The organism is Nocardioides sp. 503 (assembly GCF_004522095.1).
Lineage (GTDB): Bacteria > Actinomycetota > Actinomycetes > Propionibacteriales > Nocardioidaceae > Nocardioides.
Genome location: NZ_SPUI01000012.1, coordinates 59892 through 80230 on the forward strand (window position 1 = coordinate 59892; position 20339 = coordinate 80230).

At 72.4% G+C, this 20339-nt stretch carries 18 protein-coding genes; 7 read left to right on the forward strand and 11 right to left on the reverse strand.

Annotated elements, in window-relative coordinates:
• Positions 1-49: 49 nt before the first annotated feature.
• Positions 50-4786 (reverse strand): DUF4082 domain-containing protein, encoded by a 4737-nt coding sequence (locus E4622_RS22135; protein ID WP_245156156.1) that lies wholly within the window; start codon positions 4784-4786, stop codon positions 50-52.
• A 101-nt stretch (positions 4787-4887) separates the two neighbouring features.
• Positions 4888-5757, reverse strand: coding sequence for a glycosyltransferase (locus E4622_RS22140; RefSeq protein WP_209022053.1), 870 nt, complete (start codon positions 5755-5757; stop codon positions 4888-4890).
• A 436-nt stretch (positions 5758-6193) separates the two neighbouring features.
• Here E4622_RS22140 and E4622_RS23380 point away from each other — a divergent pair, with 436 nt between their 5' ends.
• Both E4622_RS23380 and E4622_RS22150 read left to right on the forward strand, forming a co-directional pair.
• A complete protein-coding gene (locus E4622_RS23380) occupies positions 6194-6328 on the forward strand; it encodes a hypothetical protein (protein WP_280633792.1) in 135 nt (44 codons plus the stop codon).
• 210 nt (positions 6329-6538) lie between these two features.
• Positions 6539-7429, forward strand: a complete 891-nt coding sequence (locus tag E4622_RS22150; RefSeq protein WP_134742406.1) for a hypothetical protein — start codon at positions 6539-6541, stop codon at positions 7427-7429.
• On the opposite strand, the gene E4622_RS22155 is transcribed toward E4622_RS22150, so the two are convergent.
• Genes E4622_RS22155 through E4622_RS22165 form a run of 3 tightly spaced genes read right to left on the reverse strand, consistent with a single transcriptional unit; the run spans position 7426 to position 10734 of the window.
• The gene (locus tag E4622_RS22155; protein WP_245156160.1) at positions 7426-8481 is read right to left on the reverse strand and encodes a CDP-glycerol glycerophosphotransferase family protein; all 1056 of its coding nucleotides are present in this window, start codon (positions 8479-8481) and stop codon (positions 7426-7428) included. The two genes, E4622_RS22150 and E4622_RS22155, sit on opposite strands and share 4 nt — an antisense overlap.
• Before the next feature lie 2 nt (positions 8482-8483).
• Positions 8484-9329, reverse strand: a complete 846-nt coding sequence (locus E4622_RS22985) for an HAD family phosphatase (protein ID WP_167736199.1) — start codon at positions 9327-9329, stop codon at positions 8484-8486.
• A complete protein-coding gene (locus tag E4622_RS22165; RefSeq protein ID WP_134742409.1) occupies positions 9316-10734 on the reverse strand; it encodes a mannitol dehydrogenase family protein in 1419 nt (472 codons plus the stop codon). The genes E4622_RS22985 and E4622_RS22165 overlap by 14 nt, the downstream gene beginning before the upstream one ends.
• 232 nt (positions 10735-10966) lie before the next feature.
• Here E4622_RS22165 and E4622_RS22170 point away from each other — a divergent pair, with 232 nt between their 5' ends.
• Positions 10967-11242, forward strand: a complete 276-nt coding sequence (locus tag E4622_RS22170) for a hypothetical protein (protein WP_134742410.1) — start codon at positions 10967-10969, stop codon at positions 11240-11242.
• On the forward strand, positions 11242-11529 hold the full coding sequence (locus E4622_RS22175; RefSeq protein ID WP_134742411.1) for a hypothetical protein: 288 nt from the start codon (positions 11242-11244) through the stop codon (positions 11527-11529). Before E4622_RS22170 ends, E4622_RS22175 begins: the two co-directional genes overlap by 1 nt.
• On the opposite strand, the gene E4622_RS22180 is transcribed toward E4622_RS22175, so the two are convergent.
• Entirely contained in the window at positions 11489-12205 is a 717-nt protein-coding gene (locus E4622_RS22180; protein WP_134742412.1) for a GAF domain-containing protein, read from the reverse strand. The two genes, E4622_RS22175 and E4622_RS22180, sit on opposite strands and share 41 nt — an antisense overlap.
• Positions 12206-12223: 18 nt before the next feature.
• Positions 12224-12895 (reverse strand): response regulator transcription factor, encoded by a 672-nt coding sequence (locus E4622_RS22185; protein WP_167736200.1) that lies wholly within the window; start codon positions 12893-12895, stop codon positions 12224-12226.
• 199 nt (positions 12896-13094) lie between these two features.
• Between E4622_RS22185 and E4622_RS22190 the strand changes: the two genes are divergently transcribed.
• Entirely contained in the window at positions 13095-13826 is a 732-nt protein-coding gene (locus tag E4622_RS22190) for a GAF and ANTAR domain-containing protein (protein WP_167736201.1), read from the forward strand.
• On the opposite strand, the gene E4622_RS22195 is transcribed toward E4622_RS22190, so the two are convergent.
• Both E4622_RS22195 and E4622_RS22200 read right to left on the reverse strand, forming a co-directional pair.
• Positions 13713-14423: a response regulator transcription factor gene (locus E4622_RS22195; RefSeq protein WP_167736202.1), complete on the reverse strand. Its 711-nt coding sequence runs from the start codon at positions 14421-14423 to the stop codon at positions 13713-13715. The genes E4622_RS22190 and E4622_RS22195 overlap by 114 nt on opposite strands.
• Positions 14424-14609: 186 nt before the next feature.
• Positions 14610-15455, reverse strand: a complete 846-nt coding sequence (locus E4622_RS22200) for a M55 family metallopeptidase (RefSeq protein WP_134742416.1) — start codon at positions 15453-15455, stop codon at positions 14610-14612.
• A gap of 166 nt (positions 15456-15621) precedes the next feature.
• On the opposite strand from E4622_RS22200, the gene E4622_RS22205 reads away from it, so the two are divergent.
• Positions 15622-16065 carry a Fur family transcriptional regulator gene (locus tag E4622_RS22205; RefSeq protein WP_134742417.1) on the forward strand — a complete coding sequence of 148 codons (444 nt, stop codon included), beginning with the start codon at positions 15622-15624 and terminating at the stop codon, positions 16063-16065.
• A 23-nt stretch (positions 16066-16088) separates the two neighbouring features.
• Positions 16089-18362 carry a catalase/peroxidase HPI gene (katG, locus tag E4622_RS22210; RefSeq protein ID WP_134742418.1) on the forward strand — a complete coding sequence of 758 codons (2274 nt, stop codon included), beginning with the start codon at positions 16089-16091 and terminating at the stop codon, positions 18360-18362.
• An 81-nt stretch (positions 18363-18443) separates the two neighbouring features.
• Here katG and E4622_RS22215 read toward each other — a convergent pair whose 3' ends face one another.
• Both E4622_RS22215 and E4622_RS22220 read right to left on the reverse strand, forming a co-directional pair.
• Positions 18444-19091, reverse strand: a complete 648-nt coding sequence (locus tag E4622_RS22215) for a hypothetical protein (protein WP_134742419.1) — start codon at positions 19089-19091, stop codon at positions 18444-18446.
• 262 nt (positions 19092-19353) lie between these two features.
• A complete protein-coding gene (locus E4622_RS22220; RefSeq protein WP_134742420.1) occupies positions 19354-20334 on the reverse strand; it encodes a hypothetical protein in 981 nt (326 codons plus the stop codon).
• Positions 20335-20339: the final 5 nt, after the last annotated feature.

Here is a 20339-nt window from a genome sequence, read left to right on the forward strand (position 1 = left end):
TCCCCTAAATAGGGGAGGGCGTCGGAGCACCGTGGATCGGCGGCGTGGCTCAGTTCGTCTGGTAGCGGTAGACGACGTCCACCCAGTAGTTGCTGCCGCCGCCCGAGGTCCCGTTCGGGAAGCCGCCACCGGCGCCGTAGCGGTAGCGCCCGTTGGCGGCTGTCGCCGACAGCGGGCCGACGCTGACCGGCGCCGTGAAGAAGCCGGGCGTGATCGCGAAGACCCCGGTCGGCGAGTAGTAGGACACGACGTAGGTCTGGCCCGCCGTCAGGCTCAGCGGGGTCGCCAGACCGGCGCTCTGCCACCCGGACGCGCTCTCGCCGGTGAAGGTGACCGTCGCCAGCCGGGTGCCGCTGGTGCTCCAGATCGACCCCGTGTGCGTGCCCGTGTTGGAGGTCCCCTTGTAGAAGCGGATGCCGGTGACGGCGCCGCTCGCGGACGGGGTGAACGCCATGCCCAGCTCGATCGGCTGGCCGTCGCTCACCGCGGGGCTCGCGGGGACCTGACCGTCCAGCAGGGACGCGAACGCCGTCGCCCCGGCCTCGGTGCGGAACGTCCAGGTCTGCGTCCCGAGCGCGGCACCCTCGGTCGACACGATGCCGGTGAGGGTCACCGTGACGTCGCTCGAGGCCGGCAGCGTGCCGCTGGGGGTGAACGTCATCGTCTGACCGTTGGCGGACAGCTGAGCAGAGCCGGCGACGGGGGTCGACCCCGCTGCGACGGTCATGGTCCCTCCAGGCTCCACCGGAGCGGTGAAGGCGACGGCCGGCTTCGCCGTGCGCGGCACGTCGTCGGCCCCGGGTGCAGGCGCCCGCGAGGCGATGCCCACGGTCGGGGCGTCGGGCTTGAGCTGGACGTCCACGAAGTAGTTCGTCGAGGCCCACGAGCTGGTCGGGAACCCACCCCCGGCGCCGTACAGGTAGCGGCCGTTGCTCCCCGCGGGGGCCGTCAGGGCTCCGTTGGTCCACGGACTCGCGAAGAACCCGGGGGTGAAGGCGTAGTGGCCCTGAGGCGCGTAGTAGGACACCAGGTAGGACGTGCCGGCCGTCACCTGCACCGGCGAGGACAGCGTGGCCGTCTGCCACCCGCTCGCCGTCTCGTCGGCGAACGTCACGGTGGCGAGCCGGTCACCCGCGGCACTCCACAGGGACCCGGTGTGGGTGCCGCCGTTGCCGGCCCCCTTGAAGAACCGGATGGCGGTCACCTGGCCGTTCTTGGTGGGCCGGAACAGCGTGCCGAGCTCGACCGGCGAGGACTCGTTCGCCGACGGGGTGTCCGGCACGACGTCGCTGAACAGGGTCTGGGCGTCGGCGGAGTCGGGTCCTCTCGTGCGGAACGTCCAGGTCTGGGTGGCGAGCGCGGCCCCCTCGACCGACGTCACGCCCGACAGGACGACGCGGACGTCGGTGTCGGCCGGCAGAGGTGAGGAGGGCGTGAACGTCAGGGTCATGGAGTCGGGGGAGCGCGTCACCGCTCCCGCGACCGGGGTGAGCCCCGCCCCCGTCACCTGGCTCACCTGCACCGAGTAGCCGGTCGGCTGGACCGGGTCCGTGAACGACACCTTGACCGGCGCCGTGCGGGGCACCGAGAGCGCTCCGGGCGCAGGGTCCTGGCCGGCGACGCCGATCGCCGGGGCACCGCGCTCGAAGAGCACGTCCACGTGGTAGTTCGACGCCGACGGTGAGCCCGGGAACCCGGCACCGTAGGTGTAGGACCCCGAGTCCCTCAGGACGTGGAGCGGGGCGCGGTTGAGGTCGGTCCCGCCGAAGGCGTTGAGGTCGGCCGACCAGCGGCCCACCGGCGCGCGGTACGACGCGACGTACTGGGTGTTCTTGGCGATCGGGACCGGCTCGGCGAAGGTCAGCGTCTGCCAGCCGGCCGTCGACTCACCGGTGAACGTGCCCTGCGCGAGCTGGGTCCCGCCGGCCGTCCAGAGGGCGCCCGTGTGGGTGCCGGTGTTGTTGACGCCCTTGTAGAAGCGGATGCCGGTGACCGATCCCGCCTTGTCGGAGGTGAACCGCACGCCGAGCGTGACCGGGCCCGGATCGTCGGACTCCAGCAGGCTCGGGACCTTGGACTCGTCGAACAGGGTGCAGGGGCACACGCCGGGAGCGCTCGCGGGCTTCGCGGTGGTGAAGGTCCAGGACCCGCCGGACGAGACCTGGTTGCCCCCGGGGTCGGTCGCGCTCACGGTCGCGGTGTGCCGGACGAAGCCGGCGAGCGGGGAGGTCGGGGTGAAGGTCCCGGTCCGGGTGCTGCTGTCGTAGGAGGTCGTGCCGGGCACGGAGCCGTTGGCGGCGTCCTTGAGGGTGAGCGCGACGCTGCTCGCCGTGACGGTCTTGTTGAGCTTGACCGAGACCGTCGTGGACGACGGCACGCTGGTGGAGCCCGCGATCGGCCACGGATCCGTCGCGGCCAGGGGCGAGTCGTCGACCGAGGTGAACATCGCGTCCACGAAGTAGTTCGCCTGGCGCGCGCTGTTGACCGGGAACCGGTCCGCGACCGCGTAGACGCCGGCCGGGACGGAGCCGAAGCCGCCGTCGACCTTCAGCGGCACGGTGTCGACGCCCTTCGCCGCGAAGGCCCACGGCTCCACGCTGAAGTGGCCCTGGGGTGCGGTGTAGGAGGCGACGTACGTCTGGCCGGCGGTGACCGGGACGGGGGTCGCGAACCGCACGGTCTGCCAGCCCGTGGCGGTCTCCTCGGTGAACGTCGCCCGGGCGAGCCGCTCACCACCGGTGCTCCACAGCGAGCCCACGTGCGTCCCGCCGTTGCCGGCGCCCTTGTAGAAGCGCACCCCGGAGACGAACCCGTCCGCGGTGGGTCGGAACCGCAGACCCAGCTCCACCGACGCCGCGTCGTCGACGGCAGCGACGGCGGGCACCGTGGACCCGAACACCCCGCACGGGCAGGTGACGGTGACGTCGCGGGTCACGGTCGTGCCGATGTTGGCGCTGTCGTCGATGGCGCGGACGCGCAGCCCGGTGGCTCCCATGCCCGACTGCGAGAAGGAGTAGGACCAGCTCGTCGTGCCGGTCGCCGGGTGCCAGGTCGCCCCGGAGTCCGTCGACACCTCGACCCCGGCCACCCGGCCACCGCCGGTGTCGGTCGCGGTCCCGGTGACCGTCGTCTGCGTCCCGTGCGCGATGCTCGCGCCGCTCGCCGGTGCGGCGACCGCGACGGTCGGTCCGACGAGGTCGGTCGACTTGGTCGCCAGGGTGAGCGTGCTGTCGAGCGTGGTCGGCTGGGCGCTCATGTCGGCCAGCAGGTTGACCTGGGCCTGCTGCATCCGGCGGTCCGCAGGCTCGGGGGCGTAGGGGGAGTCGTGCTCGGCGTCCAGCCCCCAGCTCCACTGGATGCTGCCGGCGCTGAACACGAGCGCCTTGCTGGGAGCCCGGTACATCGTGACGTGGTGCGTCGTCGTCCCGACCGCGGTCGTGTTGCCGAAGTCCTGCAGGTACTCCGGCGAGTGGCCCGTCGTCGTCGACAGCCGGATCAGCCCGGGTGGCCGCTCACCGTTGTCCACGTCCTCGTTGGACTCGTAGCCCACGGTGTGGGGCGCGAGAGCCGCCGAGCCGGACGTCATCGAGGTCAGGGTGGTGCCTCGCCACAGCCGCATCTTGCCCTCGGCGGCGCTCACGGTGACAGGCAGGTCCGTGAAGTTCGACATGTAGATCGTCCCGGTCACCGCGTTCTCGGGACGCCCGGCTCCCGCGCTCTTGGGCGCGTAGCGCGGGTCGCGCCAGGTGCCGGTCCACTCGCTCGCGGGGTCGATCTTGGCCTTCTCCCACGTCTCCTTGTAGGACACCAGGGTGCGGTAGGCCGTGTGGCCGGCGTCGGCCGACGGCTCGTAGCGGGTGCGCCAGTACATCTCGTTGCCGCTCAGGAACATCAGGTTCACGCCGGCGTCGCGCGCCGCCTCGACGTTGGCGCGCTGCGCGCCGCTCCAGTACTCGTCGTGGCCGACGGACAGGAAGGTCTTGTGGTTGAGCAGCAGTGACCCGGAGCGAGCGGTGTCGACACCGGCCAGGTAGCTGACGTCGTAGCCGTTCCTCTCCAGGAAGCGGACCATCGGGTACTCGGCCGAGAAGAAGAAGTCGTGGTTGGTGCTGCCGCCGCGCGTCGCGAACGGCCGGTTGTAGCTCGCCTTGAAGGTCCGCCCGTTGGCGCCCCCGTGGTAGAAGCTCGAGCCGCCGTAGTCGTTGTAGGCCTGCCACGTGGTGTCGGAGGTCTGGAACACCACGTCGGAGTGGCTGGAGTCGTCGCGCACGATGAAGGTGATGTGGCTGGAGCCACCGGTGTCGGGCCGGTCGAGGTGGGCGATGTAGACGCCCGAGACCGCGGTCGTCGGCACGTTCCAGTAGGCGGAGACCTTCCACGTGCCGCAGTCGTACAGCTCGGTGGCGGCGTCGGTGATGCAGTCCGGCTGCGACTGGGGCAGCGGGACCGACGGGTTCACCGAGGTGATCCGGCGCGCGCCGTCGCCGTCGTAGTAGCCGAGGCGGTAGATCGTGATGTCGTAGTCGCTGGCATCGGTGTCGATCTTGAAGTCCACCCGTTGGCCGACGTTGACGCTGATGTCGGTGGAGAAGCCCTGGATGGTGTCGTCACCCGCGCCGTAGAAGTCGTCCCAGACGCTCGACGGCGTGCCGGGCAGGCTGTTCTCGCAGGCGACCTTGTTGCCGCCCGCACCACAGGGAGCGATGGCCGCGGCCACCCCGGTCACCGCGCTGGACCCGGTCGGGGTCCCCACCACCGTCAGCCCGCCGATCGCCAGGACGAGCACGGCCGCAGCCCGGAGGCGTCGCGACAGGGAGTCACGGATGGATCGACTGCTCGAGCGATTCGACATGTGTCTTCTGCTTTCGTCTTCGGGTGGCACGGGGGCTAGGCCCGCGAGCTCTCGTCGCGCAACCAGGTCGTGAAGTCGCGGGTCCGCACGGCGCGGCGCGACCTCGCACGGGCGAGGAGCCCGATGCCGAGGAAGAGGGGGAGGTGGAGCGCGAGCCGCGGGTGGCGGGCCGCCATCGCGAGCAGCACGGTGGGGGTCGTGACCGACTCCCGGCGCCGGATCCCGAGATCGCTCGCCTGGGCGTTGCCGGTGACGACGCGCACGCGCCGGTGCAGCAGGTCGGCCGTCGTGCGCGGCGGGTGCACGACCACCGTCGCGTCCGGGACGACGCGCCGCTCGGCCTCCCCGAACGCTTCCGAGATCGCGAGGTCGTCGCTCATCAGCGTCGGCAGTGCGTCCACGCGCCGCTGTCCCGCGGCGGAGAGGGCGATGGCGCCGCGACCGAAGAGCCCTCGACGTACCTGCGGCAGGCGCTCCCAGACGCGGTAGTAGCTGCGCACCGGCCACGAGGACCGGGCGAGCGGCAGCACCCGGACGGGTGCCACGGCGTGGACCTCGTCGCCGAGGGCGGCGGCCAGCCTGAGGACGTCGGCTCCGGAGATCGTCACGTCGGCGTCGAGGTGGACGCGGGGGAACGCCGTCGCGCACGTGTTGCCGACCTGGACCGCCCGGGCCTTGGACGGCTCGGTGATCTCGACCACGCGCACGCCGTCGAAACGTCGGGCGATGTCGGCGGTCTCGTCGGTGCACCCGTTGCAGACCACCACGACCTCGAGCCGGCCCGGCTCCGTCCCGTCGAGCAGGGCGTGGAGGTTGGCCTCGATCACCGCCGCCTCGTCGTGGGCGGGGATGACGACGCTCACGCGCGCCGGGTGCCCGACCTGCCGCGTCGCGTCCTTCGTCACCGCCCACACCCTTCGATCGCACGCCGAGTGCGCGGCCTCCTCCTCATGTGGCCCCACATGCCTGAGGGTCGCGGCCCTGGAGGCCGGGGCGCCGATGAGCGGGCGATGTTCCCGTCTATTGGGTATGCGGCTCCTCCCGGGCCTGGTCGGCCTCGGCCCGGGACAGGTGGGGTCGACCCTCCGGATCCCTCATCTGGGCGATGACGGCCGGCCCCGGGCGGACCGATGCTGGCCAGGTGCCTGTCGCGGCGCGAGCGTGAGCCGGAGGGCGGAACGCTCGCGTGCGGTCGCCAGGTCGGGCTACCGTCGTCGCCCCCCATGTCGGCGGCGGTGGCCCCTCGCTCATGTCGGCGGCCTGCTCGCGGCGACAGTCGTCGCTGTCGTAGGCGCAGGTCCTGGTGCTCATCGACCAGGGACCGAGCTGAGCATCAGCTCGGTGAAGACCTACGTGCGCACCCTGTACCGCACGATCGGGGTCGTGCGGCGAAGCCAGGCGGTGGTCTGGGCGGCACGCCACGGGTTCGCGCGCGAGTTGCCGGAAACCGCTGCGGACCCGCAGCGCACTCAGTAGCCTCGACGTGTCGGAGCAGCCCACGTACATCGGGTCGTGACTCAGCACCACGGCGGGTGAATCTCACCAGCGCGAGCGGGTCCCACCGGCGTCGACCTCCGCTCGGACCCCATGCCGGGCGGAGGTCGGCACTCCAGCCGGCCGCCAGGGCGCGGGCGGTGCCGCGAAGGCGCCCCTGTTTTCGGTCGCGCGCAGCGGGTACCAGCGGCAGTGACGACGAACCGGACGAAGAACCTGGTGCTGGCGCGCGTGGGCCGCAGATCGCTGCACGCGAACTGGCTAGACGGCGACGTGGAGCGCGACTACGACGTGGTGCTGGTGCCCTACCAGCCCCTGGCACCGCAGGACGACCTCGACTGCGAGGTCGCCGACGTCATCCCCGGCCCCAAGTGGTCGGGGATGCGTGAGCTCCTGGGCACGTGGGACGGCTGGCGCGACTACGACCAGGTCTGGATGCCGGACGACGACATCCTCACCAGCCCGGACGCCATCAACCGGATGTTCGCGACCGCGAAAGCGGTGGGGCTCGACCTGTTCGCGCCCGCGCTGCAGGACGCGTCGTACTTCGCGCACTTCTCGACCATGCAGAACCACAGCTTCGCCGGGCGCTGGACCGGCTTCGTCGAGATCATGATGCCGGGCTTCAGCGCCTCCGCCCTGGACCGGCTGCTTCCCACGCTCGAGCTCACCGAGACCGGGTGGGGATGGGGCCTGGACTCGCTGTGGCCCCATCTGCTCGACCACCGCGACGTCGGCGTCATCGACTCCACACCGGTGCTGCACACGCGGCCGGTCGGCCGGATGCGCGATGAGGAGCTGCGGCGCCGGGTCGTCGCGGAGTCCGACCGGATCCTCGGCGAGCACGACTGCCGGCAGGAGCACACGACGTTCGGCGCCTTCGGGCCCGACGACAAGCGCGTCGAGCTCGGGCCCGAGGCGTTCTTCGCCGAGCTCGTGCGGGGGTGGCAGCACCTCGTCGACGCCGACCCGCGGGTGCTGACCTGGCTCGTGCACTTCCAGCAGCAGCTCTTCGACTGGCCGGCCTACCCGGTCGAGGGGACGCCCGCCGGTGGGTGGGGCCGGCTCCCCGAGGACGTCTAGCCGCCCAGGCCGAGACGCGCGAGCACCCGCGCGCCGGCGTCGCCGTCGTCGAGCGGGGTGAACGTCTCGCGGAAGGCGGTCGAGCGGACCGCCCAGGCCTCCTCCAGCGTCTCGAGCCCGCCCAGGGCGTCGACCAGCTCACTGGTGGACGCCACGATGGGCCCCGGTGCGACGGACTCCAGGTCGACGTAGAAGCCGCGCACGGTGTCGCGGAAGCGCTCGAGGTCAGGTGCCAGGTGCACCATCGGGCGTCCCGTCACGGCGAAGTCGAACATCGCCGAGGAGTAGTCGGTGACGAGCACGTCCGCGGCGCAGTAGAGGTCGCGCAGGTCGGGGTAGAGCGACACGTCGTGCACGCCGGGGAGGGCGTCGAGGTGCAGCCGCCCGGTCAAGAGGTAGTGCGCGCGCACCAGCAGCACGTGCCCCGGCCCGAGGCCCCGCATGAGTGCCGCGGGGTCGAGCGGGTAGGTCAGCTCGGAGCCCTGCTCCTTCTCGTCGTCGCGCCAGGTGGGCGCGTAGAGCACGACGACCGCGTCGTCGGCGATGCCCAGCCGGCGACGTACGTCGGCCCGCACGGTCTTGCTCTCCGGGCGCGACAGCACGTCGTTGCGGGGGTAGCCGGACTCGAGCACCTCACCGTCCCGGCGGAAGGCGCTGCGCAGCCGCGGCGTGCTCCAGGCGCTCTGGCTCAGGAGCAGGTCCCAGCGCGCGACATCGCGGTCGAGGCGGTCGAGCACGCCGTCGGGCGCCCACCGCACGTCACGGTGCACGCGCTTGAGCGGCGTGCCGTGCCAGGTCTGGACGTACGTCGTGCCCGGCTGCTTGTCCCACTCAACCTCGGTGTGGGTGTTGGCGACCACGAGGTCCGCCGACTCCAGCGCGTCACGGGCGGCGGCGCCGTCGATGTCGACGGTGCGGACGTGGGACGGGAACGAGGAGAGGTGGGCCTCGTGGGCCAGCCAGACGTGCTCCACTCCGTCCCGACCGTCGAGCCGCTCCCACAGCGCGCGGGGGTTGTCGGAGAACCTCCCGTGGAAGCTGTTCCACACCACCCTCAACGAGGCACTCCTCCCGTGGACACCGGCGACCATCGTGCCAGCGCCGGGGCCCGGTCCGCGATTCCACCGACGTCCTCGGTCAGCGCGTGCAGCGCCGCGAGGTGCGCCACGGCGGCCGCGGCCTCGACCAGCTCCCAGTCCTTCCCGACGGTCCGGGCACCGGCGGCGACCAGGTCGGCGGCGCGACGCGAGCGCTCGGCGGGCGGGACGAAGGCCAGGATGCCGACGACCGGGATCCCGGCCGCGGCCGCCGAGGTCACCCCGGAGGCGGCGTCCTCGACCGCGAGCGCGGCGGCGGGCGGCACACCGAGAGCAGCGACAGCGGCGGTGTAGACGGCCGGGTCGGGCTTGCTGGTCGGGACCGGGAGCGAGTCCTGGGCGCTGTACCGGCTCTCCGGGGGCAGCAGGTCCGCGAGCCCGGTCACCCGGAAGCAGGCGTCCAGGCGGGCCAGCGCGCTCGAGCTCACGACCGCGAGGCGCCAGTGACGGGCCAGGCGGCGTACGGCGGCGGTGACCTCCGGATCGGGGCGCAGCGTCGCGGCGAGGTGAGTGGTGACGACCTCCTGCTCCCGCGCCACCCATGCCTCCAGCCCGACGTCCCTGGGCGTGCGACCGGCGTCGCGGGCCAGGTCGGTGGCGAGGCTGCGGAAGTTGCGCCCCACGGCACGCTGGCGCAGCTCGTCGGGGGTCCACTGCTCGGTCGAGCCGAGCTCGCGCAGGAAGGCGTTGGTCACCCGCGTGGACGCCTCGAAGGCCGGCTCCTCGGAGGGGAAGAGGGTGCCGTCGGCATCCAGCAGCAGGGCGGGCCGGGCGTCGCCGGGCCGGTGGTCAGGACGCCGCACGGGCACCTCCTCGGACGGTGGCCAGCTCGTCCTGCAGGTCGCGGACGAACGCGGGACGGGCCCGCAGCCGCTCGAACCCGTCGGCAGCAGCCAGGAACGGACGTATGTCGGTGTGCGCCTCGCGTGCCAGGGGCAGGAGCGTGTCGAGCGCCGGCTCGCACAGCGCCTCGCGCTCCTCGGGTCCGAGGTCCTCCTCGGAGAGGCCCCCGAGGTGGTCGACCCAGGCGGCGAGCACCGACAGCAGGACGCGGTGCGGGCGGCTGCCCAGGACTGCGTCCTCGAGCGAGGGCAGCACGTAGTGGCGCATCCGCACGGACCCGCGGCGCCGCAGCCGTGCCAGCGGGTCGCCGATCGCGGGGTTGCCCAGCCGCGCCAGCACCTCGTGCCGGTAGGCGACCGGATCGACGCCCGGCGCCGGCGCGAGCAGTGGCTGCACCTCCAGCCGGAGCATCTGCTCGACCAGGCCACCGAGCGCCGGGTCGGCCATGGCGGTGTCGGTGGTGGTGTGCTGCGTGGGGGCGGCGAGGTAGCCCAGCGCGAGGTGGGCGGCATTGAGCATCCGGGTCTTCATCGCGGTGTGGGGAGCGACGTCGCCGACGACGTGGACCCCCACCTCCTCCAGCGGAGGACGCTCGCCGGCGAAGCAGTCCTGCACCACCCAGTGGCTCGACGGCTCGGTCACCACGGGCGCGCGGTCGTCGAGGCCCGAGTGCCGGCGCAGCTGCGTGCGGTGTGCCGCGGTGGGCGTGGGGGTGATCCGGTCCACCATCGTGTCCGGGAAGGCCACGTGACGCTCGACCCAGGCGGCCAGGCCGGGGGACCGGTGGCGTCCGGCCGCCGCCACCACGCAGCGTCGCGCGGCGCTGCCGTTGGCCGGGAGGTTGTCGCACGACATCACCGTGAGCGGCGCCAGCCCCCGCCGCCGTCGCAGCGCCAGGGCATCGGCCAGCAGGTCGAACACCGCCCCGTCGCCACCCGTGTAGGTCGGCGCGGTCACCGTCAGCGTGACGAGCCGCGTGTCCGGGTGGGCGAGCGAGGCCAGGGCGCGCCCGCGGTCCTCGGGGGCGGAGACGTAGTCGCGCAGGACGCCGACGACCCGGACCCGCGGCTCCTCGGCCGACAGCTCGGTGACCGAGTAGAGGCAGTCCTGGGCGAGCAGCTCGCGCCGGGCCCGGGAGCGGCGCACGCCGATCCCGACGACCCCCCAGCGGTCCGAGATCCTCTCGTCGGCGATCCGGTCGAGGTACACCGCTTGGTGGGCACGGTGGAACATCCCGACCCCGAGGTGCACGACCCCCGGCCGCAGCGAGCGCACGTCGTACGACGGACGGGCGACGGCGGGCGGCAGGTAGGGCAGCGTGGCGCGGCGCAGGCTGATGGGGAGGTCGGGGCTGGTGCTCGTCACGGGCGGCTCCGAAGGTCGAGGGCTCGGGACCCGGGCTGGTTCACCGATGCCTGCCGGTTCCCGCTCACGACCAGCGCAGTCCAACCCGTACGGGTGACGTCGCCCACGAGCGGAGGACGTTCACCCCTGGGGACGAAGTGCCAGTGAGCGTGACGGCCGCGGCACGGGGCACCGGCCGCCGACCTTGTCCGCCCCGGACGGGCGGAGCACTCACGGACGAGACGAGGAGCCCGTGGCAGAGCGACGGCGGAACACGTACCGCGGACCCGCTGCTCGGGGCGAGGCCCTGCGGGGCGTCCTGTCGCGGGAGCTGTCGCTCCGGCTGGTGCGCGACCGCTACTCGGCGCTCGCGCGGCTGCGCGCCGCCACGAACCAGCACCTGGCCGGCCCCGACGACGAGCTCGGCGAGTCGGCCCGCGGGGTGCCGCTGGACCGCATCCCCTCGCTCCCGCCCGACGGCGTCACCCTTCAGGAGGTCCGGTCCCGGGCCGAGGCGGTGTCGGCCTGATGACGACCACGGCGCCGCGGCCGACGATCCAGCCTCCCGTCGAGCACCTGCGTGGGCAGGCGGGCACCGCCGCCGAGCCCGCACCGGACAGCCGGACCGGCGACCAGCACGACGACGACGGCGCACCCCGCCAGCCCCGGATCTCCAAGCGGCTGCTCGTGATCCTGGCCCTGTTCGTGGTCATCGGCGCCGCACTGCGTCCCGGAGGGCTGCCCGGCATCGTCGCTCACGTGGTGGGGCCGGTGGCTACTCCGGGTCCAGGTCCTGGTCCAGCTCCAGGTCGATGACGGTGGCGGCCAGCTCGGCCTCGCTCACGCCGGCGCGCCGAGCGGCCTCGCGGAGACGGAGGCGGGCGGCGTCCAGGTCCGTGCCGTCGCGTCGGGCGATGATCGCCCACGCCACGGTGAGGTCGACGTCGGCCCGCAGTACCTCCGGTGCGTGCTCCGCGACCTTGCGGGTGCTGAACGACAGGTCCGCGTTCGTCACCGCCCCCGGGGCCCAGGCGCCGAGGATCGCCGCGATCTCCCGGTGGTGACCGTCGAAGCCGTGAGGGGTCGAGGCGTACAGGTTCACGCTGCCGACCACCCGGGTGCCCTGGAGGATCGGCAGGGTGAGGGTGCTGGCGACCCCCAGCGCGCTCGTGGCCTGGGCGAGCATCTGCCACTCGTTCTCGTCCAGCCCCTCACGGTCGAAGGAGAGCACCTGCTCGGCATCGCCGGCCTCGACGCAGGGGCCGCCGTCGAGGTACTGGACCCCGTCCAGCAGCGCGATCTCGGCGGCGGTCGCCACCAGCGTGAACGTCACGTGGTCCTCGTTGGGACTGATGCTCAGGCCCACGCACTGGGGGACCACCGCGCGGATCTGGGCGGCCTTCTGGCGCAGCTCCTCGACCAGGTCCTCGTCCTCGATCTCGAATGGTCCGAAGTCCTCGATGGCACGGACGGTCTCAGGGATGGGTTCCACGACCGGCTCGTCCCTGCCTCATCGTCGCTCGATCCCGGGCGCGACGACGCCCGACTTCCTGGTTCGAGGGACCAGGTTGTTCTCGTGGGCCCACACCACGGCCTGGCTGCGGCTGTGGACACCGGTCTTGGCGTAGGCCGTGCGGATGTAGGTCTTGATGGAGTTGACGCTGAGGAAGACGGTCCTGGCGATCTCCTTGTTGCTCAGGCCCTTGGCGATGAGCGCGAGCACCTCCGCCTCGCGCGGGCTGAGGTCGTAGGCATGCGTCGGGGCGTCGGCGGACTCCTCGCCCAGCATCACGTCGTAGGTGTCGCTCGTGACCACCGCGCCGCTGCAGATGTCCTCCAGCGACTTGACCAGCTCGAGCGGGCTCAGCGACTTGGAGAGGTAGCCCGCTGCCCCCTGCCGGAGGGCCGACGCGACCGTCTCGGGATCGGCGACCCACGTGAAGACCACCACCTTCGGACCACCCTCGCGGATGACGTCGCCGAGCGCGGGGTGCTCGCCCTGCAGATGGGCGAACATGTCGAACAGGACGAGGTCGGTCTCGTCGTCGGCCGGCAGCTCGTCCTCGACCTCCACCAGGACGATCCGGTCCGCGTAGGGCTCCAGCATCGTGGCCACCCCGGAGACGATCACTGGGTAGTCGTTGACCAGGGTGATGCGGACGGGGCGCGGAGACGTGGGCATGGTTCCACCTGTCATGGCTGTGACAACGCGGCGATGCCCTGGAGTGAGCGCGCGCTGTCGGCCGATGCGGTGTCAACCGGCGATCCTGCGCTACCACTACCCAGCGCGGGGCCGGCCCAAACCTCGTCAGCAGTCCGATCGCGCGGCCGGTGGCGGAAGGGGCATGGGTTCGGTCCGGAAGGTGTGCGAAGGTGGAGGCATGGCCCTCGACTCGCTCTCCGAGCGGATGGCATCGGCCGCCCGCGAGCTCCAACAGCAGCACGACCCGGGAGCGACCCTGCGGAGTGCTGCCCACCTCACCCTGACCAACCTGTCCGGGTGCGACAGCGTCGGCATCTCGATCGTGCACCGTGACGGGAGGGTGGAGACCGACGCGTGCACGGACGACCGTGCGGCGCGAGCCGACCAGCTCCAGTACGAGATCGGGGAAGGGCCGTGCCTCGACGCCGTCTGGCAGGAGCAGACCACCCACACGCCCGACCTGATGCTCGACGCCCGGTGGCCCCGTTGGGGCCCTCAGGTCGCCGCTGAGACCGGCCTGCGCAGCGTGCTCGCCTTCCAGCTCTTCACCACGGAGGACACCCTCGGTGCCCTGAACGTCTACTCCAGCCAGGTCGACGCCTTCACCCTGGAGGACCGTGAGGACGGGCTGGCGCTCGCGGCCCACGTCGCCATCGCGGTGTCCAGCGCGGCGAGGATCCAGCAGCTCAACCAGGCCATGGACACGCGTACCGTGATCGCGCAGGCCACCGGCATCGTCATGGAGCGCTTCGACCTCGACGGCGCCCGGGCCTTCCAGGTGCTGTCGCGCCTGTCGTCACGCTCGGAGCGCAAGCTCCGCGACGTGGCGGCCGAAGTAGTCGAGACCCGAAGGTTCCCGGATCCCGACCAAGCTGAGCCGTCGGGAGTCGGCGGGGGGCGGCGAGCCTAGGCAGCCCTGAAGCTCCTCCTGGTGCCCGACCGCCCAGATCACGGCCTGCGACCGTGAGGCGGCGCCGATCTTGCGGTAGGCCAGGCGGATGTAGCTCTTGACCGTGTTGACGCTCAGGAACAGCGCCGCTCCCACCTCGCGGTTGCTCAGACCCTGCCCGATCAGGAAGACCACCGCCGCCTCCCGCTGCGTGAGCGTCTCGGGCTCCGGCGCTGCTTCCTCGGCGGTCCCTCCTGCCGCCGTGGCGGCGTGGGACGCATGGGCCGCGGTCAGGGAGCGGACGAGCGCGTCCGCATCCAGCCCCTTCGACAGGCAGGCAAGCGCGCCGGCCGCGCGCGCGGAGGCGACCTGCTCGGCCTGCGGCTCCAGTGTGAAGACCACGATGGGGGCGCCGAGCACCCCACTGATGCGGCGGAGGTCCGGCAGGGAGCCGAAGGCCGACGCCGCGAAGGCGTCGTAAAGGACGAGGTCGAGGTCGGCGCCGCGAAGCGCTGGGTCGGGCATCTCACCGGAGACGACCGTGACGCGGTCGCGATAGGGGTACAGCATGCCGGTGAGCCCGGCTGCGACCAGGTCGTGATCGTCGAGGAGTCCCACCCGGAGGGCGGGAGGGAGGCCCGCGAGGGGGCCGTTCATCGGTCTGTGCGAGATCCACGCATGGTGAGATCCGTCCGTCGGCTGCAAACGGCCATGTCTAGACCTGGGCAGCACTACGAGGCTACACCCGACGGACCCTCCGGGGTGTCGTCCCGCTACGCCCCGAGGGGTGAAAACTCGGCTTCTTCAGTGGCCGCGCACCAGCACGTTGCGCGCCAGCAGGGCGTGGTGGGCGAGCGTGAAGCCGACCGTCACCAGTCCGAGGAGCTCGTCGGCGGAGGCGATGTCGCGCGCCACCGTCCGGTCGCCGATCCGGGTCGTGCCCGGGACGGCCGAGACCATCTCGGCGGCCAGCATGTTGGGCAGGTCGAGCTCGAGCCGCAGGCTGTCGGGCACCGCTACGAGGCGCATGCGGTCCGCTCGACGTACGGCGTCGCGGGCGCGGGCCTGCACCAGGTCGCGCGCCGGCGCCGGCGCGAGGGTGGAGGTGGCGGAGTAGCCGTGCGCGACCTTGACCGCGGCGGTCACCACGCCGGGCAGCAGCGCCTGCGCGAGGTCGCAGATCACGTCGTCGCCGGTGACGAGCCCGACGGGCACCCCGCGGGTGGCCGCGAACAGCGCGTTGACGGACGTCTCGGAGGCGTCCTCGCCGTTGACCCGGACGCCCAGGAAGTGCGACGAGAACGTGTGCGCCAGCACGCCCCGTGCGCCCGCCGGCGCGTGGTAGCCCACGAACAGCGCCAGGTCGTGCTCCTCGGTGAGGCCCTCCGCCATGCAGAAGCCGCGCGGGGAGCCGAAGACCAGTCGCGCGCGCGGGTCCAGCCGCTCGTGGAGCAGGTTGTCCATGGTGCCGTGGCTGTCGCTGACGACCACCTCGGTCGCGCCACCGTCGAAGGCGCCGCGCACGGCGGCGTTGGTCTCCTCGGTCATCAGGGCGCACGCGCGCTCGTAGCCGTGGCCGCCGCGCACCACCTGGTCGAGGGTCGCGACGCCGGCGATGCCCTCCATGTCCACGGAGATGTAGACCTTCACGGGTGTCCTCTCGTCGATGCCTCCTCGCATGCTGGTCGAGGGGAGCGACGCCGTCTTCGTCGACGGACACCAAGAGACGGGTCCCGGACCGTCGGACCCGCCGGAGCACGGCGACACGGCCGCCGGCAATCTTGATCGGTTCCAGAAAACGCCCTAGGGTGAGGCCATGTCCCGCTCCCCGCACGAGGTCGCGCTCCGCGAGGCGTCCCTGCGGGTGACCCAGCCCCGCCTCGCCGTGCTGGCGGTCGTGCACGACCACCCGCACATCGACACCGACGCGGTGATCGGACGGGTCCGCAGCGACTACGCCACCGTGTCCCACCAGACCGTCTACGACGTGCTGCGGGCGTTGACCGACGCCGGGCTCATCCGCCGGATCCAGCCCGCCGGGTCGACGGCCCGCTACGAGTCGCGCGTCGGGGACAACCACCACCACGTCGTGTGCCGCACCTGCGGTGCGATCGCCGACGTCGACTGCGCGGTCGGCCACACCCCCTGTCTCACCGCTTCCGACGACCACGGCTTCGTGGTCGACGAGGCGGAGGTCGTCTACTGGGGCACCTGCCCCGAGTGCGCGGCCGCAGCCCTTGCCCCATCCCTCACCGAGTGAACCCGCCAGCCGGAAGGAAGCACATGAGCGACAGCCAGGACAGCAGCACCCCCGAGAGCCCCCAGGGGGTGGATCGCAAGGAGGAGGCCGGCTGCCCGGTCATGCACGACTCCGCCGCCGCCCACGGCAGCGAGAGCGAGAACCCCGCGATCGACTCGCCGACCGCCAAGACCGGCCGTCCCCACACCAACCAGGACTGGTGGCCCAACCAGCTCGACCTGTCGGTGCTGCACGTCCACTCCTCCAAGGCCAACCCCCTCGGCGAGGGCTTCAGCTACGCCGAGGAGTTCGCCAAGCTCGACCTCGGTGAGCTGCGCCGCGACATCGTCGAGGTGCTCAACACCTCGCAGGACTGGTGGCCGGCCGACTTCGGGCACTACGGCGGCCTCTTCATCCGCATGAGCTGGCACGCCGCCGGCACCTACCGCATCTACGACGGTCGCGGCGGCGCGGGCGAGGGCAACCAGCGCTTCGCCCCGCTCAACAGCTGGCCCGACAACGCCAACCTCGACAAGGCCCGCCGCCTGCTGTGGCCGGTCAAGCAGAAGCACGGCCAGAAGATCTCGTGGGCCGACCTGCTCGTCTACGCGGGCACGGTCGCGCTGGAGGACATGGGCTTCCAGACCTTCGGCTTCGGCTTCGGTCGCGAGGACGTGTGGGAGCCCGAGGAGATCATCTGGGGTCCCGAGGACACCTGGCTCGGCGACGAGCGCTACGCCGGCGAGCGCGAGCTCGAGGAGTCCCTGGGCGCGGTCCAGATGGGCCTGATCTACGTCAACCCCGAGGGCCCCAACGGCAACCCCGACCCGCTGGCCTCGGCCAAGGACATCCGCACCACGTTCGCGCGCATGGCGATGAACGACGAGGAGACCGTCGCGCTGATCGCCGGCGGCCACACCTTCGGCAAGACCCACGGCGCCGGCGACCCCGACCTGATCGGTCCGGAGCCCGAGGGTGCCCCGATCGAGGACCAGGGCCTGGGCTGGAAGAGCGGCTACGGCTCCGGCAAGGGCGCCGACGCGATCACCTCGGGCCTCGAGGTCACCTGGACCTCGACCCCGACCCGGTGGAGCAACGACTTCTTCAAGTTCCTCTTCAAGTACGAGTGGGAGCTCACCAAGAGCCCGGCCGGCGCCTTCCAGTGGGTGGCCAAGGACGCCGAGGACATCGTCCCGGGTCCGGCCTCGGACTCGCCGAAGCGCAAGCCGACCATGCTCACCAGCGACCTGGCCCTGCGGTTCGACCCGGAGTACGAGAAGATCTCGCGCCGCTTCCTGGAGAACCCCAACGAGTTCTCCGTGGCGTTCGCCAAGGCCTGGTACAAGCTGCTGCACCGTGACATGGGCCCGGTCGAGCGCTTCCTCGGCCCCTGGGTGCCCGCGCCCCAGCTGTGGCAGGACCCGGTCCCGCCGGTGCAGGGCGAGCTGGTCGGCGACGCCGACGTGGCCTCCCTCAAGAGCAAGGTCCTCGAGTCGGGCCTCTCGGTCTCCGACCTCGTCGCCACCGCGTGGGCCTCGGCGTCGAGCTTCCGCTCGACCGACAAGCGCGGCGGTGCCAACGGCGCGCGCATCCGCCTGGAGCCGCAGCGCAGCTGGGCGGCCAACCAGCCCGAGCAGCTCTCCGCCGTCCTCGAGAAGCTCGAGGGCATCCGGGCCGACTTCAACGCGGCCGGTGGCGCTCAGGTCTCGCTCGCGGACCTGATCGTCCTCGCGGGCAACGCGGCGGTCGAGAAGGCGGCGAAGGACGCCGGCGTGGAGGTCACCGTGCCGTTCCACGCGGGGCGCACGGACGCCACGCAGGAGCAGACCGACACCGACTCCTTCCGGGTGCTGGAGCCGCGCGCCGACGGCTTTCGCAACTACCTGCGGGCCGGCGAGAAGCTGCCCGCGGAGACGCTGCTGCTGGAGAAGGCCTACATGCTCGACCTCACTGCGCCCGAGATGACGGTGCTGCTCGGGGGCCTGCGCGCCCTCGGCAACAACGTCGGCGGTGTGCAGCACGGCGTCCTGACCGACCGGCCGGGCGTCCTGAGCAACGACTTCTTCGCGAACCTCCTGGCCCCCGGGACCCGGTGGAAGGCGTCGGAGTCGGAGGAGAACGTCTACGAGATCCGCGACGCGGCGACCGACGAGCTGAAGTGGACCGCCACGGCGGTCGACCTCGTCTTCGGCTCCAACTCGCAGCTGCGGGCCCTCGCGGAGGTCTACGCCAGCGACGACGCGCGCGACAAGCTCGTCGCCGACTTCGTCGCCGCCTGGACCAAGGTCATGGAGCTGGACCGCTTCGACCTGGTCTGAGCCCAGCCGTCAGAGGCATCCGGGCCCGGTCGACCACGAGGTCGGCCGGGCTCGCTGCTGTCCGGGCGATGACGGAGTCGCTCAGCCCTGGTCGGCGACGCGCTCGGCCAGCCGCACGGCGGCGTGGCGCACCAGGTCCGCCTCGTCGGGGTCGGCGGCGAGCAGCTGTGGCACCTGGCCCCCGAGCAGCCCGACGGGCTGGGTGAGCCAGGCCCAGGCGCGCCACGGGTCCATCCCGGCGGCGAGCAGCGGCGCGATCACCGGGGCCAGATCGGGCCGCGGCTCCCCGGCCGGCGTCAGCTGGAACGCCGGGACGACGGTGCCGCTCTCGGTGGCCACGACGAGCAGCCGGTGCGCGTCCTGCGCCTTGTGCACCGCGAAGCGGGTCGCGTTGACCGAGGCGCCGCGCAGCTCGGCCAGCGTCTCGTAGGTCAGCCACTCGGTGTCGAGCAGCTCCTGGCGCAGGCGCGCCTGCCGGGCGATCAGCAGCAGCGGCACGGGCACGGCGTGCTCCGGCTCGGAGCCCTCCTGGTGCAGCAGCCGGTCGAGCTGCTCCAGCTGGTCGGCGTCCAGGGGCAGGCCCGTGCCCGGGTCGGTCCAGCGGGCACGTCCGTCGGCGTCGCGCTCGAACGTCGGCAGGCCGGCGTCGGCCAGGTGCGGGGCCAGCCCCAGGTCGTCCAGCCACCGGGCCAGCCGCTCGCCGCGCTCGGGGGCTCCGTCCGCTGTCATGGGCCCAGCCTGCCGCACCGGCCCAGCCCACGGGCGACGAGCCCGGTGCTGGGGGGCGTGCCCCGTCGTGGCTCGCACGGGGGTGGTGTCGAGACGGGGCTTCGTCCCTCCTCGACCACCGGGGTGGCGTGCGGCTCGCGGGGTCTCGACGGGCGCTCACTGCGCTCGCTGCTCGACCACCGGTAGGTGGTTTCGAAGCCCGCTTCGCTCGCACCTCGACCAGCGGGGTCGGCGTTCGTCTCGCTGCTCGAGCACCGGGTGGTCAGGGGAGGGTGGGGAGGCCGAAGTTGAGGAGGAGCTGGAGGAGGATCGAGACGCGGCCCTCGACCGGGATGGCGGTGACGACGACGGTGCGTCCCTGCGCGGTCACGTCGCTCACGTCGAGGTGCTCGGTGACCTTCGGCTCGGCGTAGTCGGCGCGCAGCCGGTCGAGCGCGGCGCTCGCGGCGTCCTCGTCGCCGGCGTCGTAGGCGATCACGAAGCCGGGCTCGCCGTCGTCGACGGTCCAGCCGACCCCGACGCTCTGCGTGCCGTCGTCACCCCCGAAGCGGATGAGGTAGGCGGAGATCACGTCGTGGTCGTCCAGCGCTCCGGCCACCGCGCCCAGCGGCTCGTCGTCGGCGAGGGTCTCGGCGTCGCCGGCGAGCCAGTCGGTGACCGAGTCGGTGCTGAGCGACGTGACGGCCTCGGAGCCGTCGGTCGCCACCTGGACCGGTCGGCCCAGGAGGTCGCCGTCCTCGTCGCTGCCGGTCGACCAGGTCCCGTCGCCGGTGTCGGTGAGGTCCTCGGCCAGCTCGACCGGCTCGTCGTAGGCGGCCCAGGTGAACTCCTCCGGAGGCGCGGAGACGGTCGCCATCCGGTCGGACTCGAGCCAGGAGAAGCCGAAGCGCCCACGCTCGTCGTTGATGTTCGAGCTGCGGCTGATGGCTCCGGGGTTGAGCATGGCGACGGCGTCGGGGTCGTTGCCGGTCATCGCGATCGCGTAGTCGCCGACCGCGTCCTCGTCGGCGGGGTCGGGGACCTCGAGCCCGTTGGCGGCGCGCACGGCGGCGACGTCGGCGACCGAGATGTTGGCGCCGTGCGCGTCGCTGTCCAGGGCCGGGAGCTGGGCGAGGGAGGAGGTCACCGAGAAGTCGGCGCCGGCCTCGCGCCCCGGCCCGTCCGGCTCCTCGTCGGTCCCGCCGCAGGCGGCCGCCGCCAGCGTCAGCGTGAGTGCCAGTGCCGTGCCCCAGGTGCGTCGCATGGCGG

What these genes read in the sequence shown, in the direction of transcription:
- E4622_RS22215 (WP_134742419.1), bottom strand. Translation starts at nt 19,091, where the DNA reads ATGACAGCGGACGGAGCCCCCGAGCGCGGCGAGCGGCTGGCCCGGTGG.
- E4622_RS22190 (WP_167736201.1), top strand. Translation starts at nt 13,095, where the DNA reads ATGGCCCTCGACTCGCTCTCCGAGCGGATGGCATCGGCCGCCCGCGAG.
- E4622_RS22205 (WP_134742417.1), top strand. Translation starts at nt 15,622, where the DNA reads ATGTCCCGCTCCCCGCACGAGGTCGCGCTCCGCGAGGCGTCCCTGCGG.
- E4622_RS22175 (WP_134742411.1), top strand. Translation starts at nt 11,242, where the DNA reads ATGACGACCACGGCGCCGCGGCCGACGATCCAGCCTCCCGTCGAGCAC.
- E4622_RS22185 (WP_167736200.1), bottom strand. Translation starts at nt 12,895, where the DNA reads ATGCCCACGTCTCCGCGCCCCGTCCGCATCACCCTGGTCAACGACTAC.
- katG (WP_134742418.1), top strand. Translation starts at nt 16,089, where the DNA reads ATGAGCGACAGCCAGGACAGCAGCACCCCCGAGAGCCCCCAGGGGGTG.
- E4622_RS22220 (WP_134742420.1), bottom strand. Translation starts at nt 20,334, where the DNA reads ATGCGACGCACCTGGGGCACGGCACTGGCACTCACGCTGACGCTGGCG.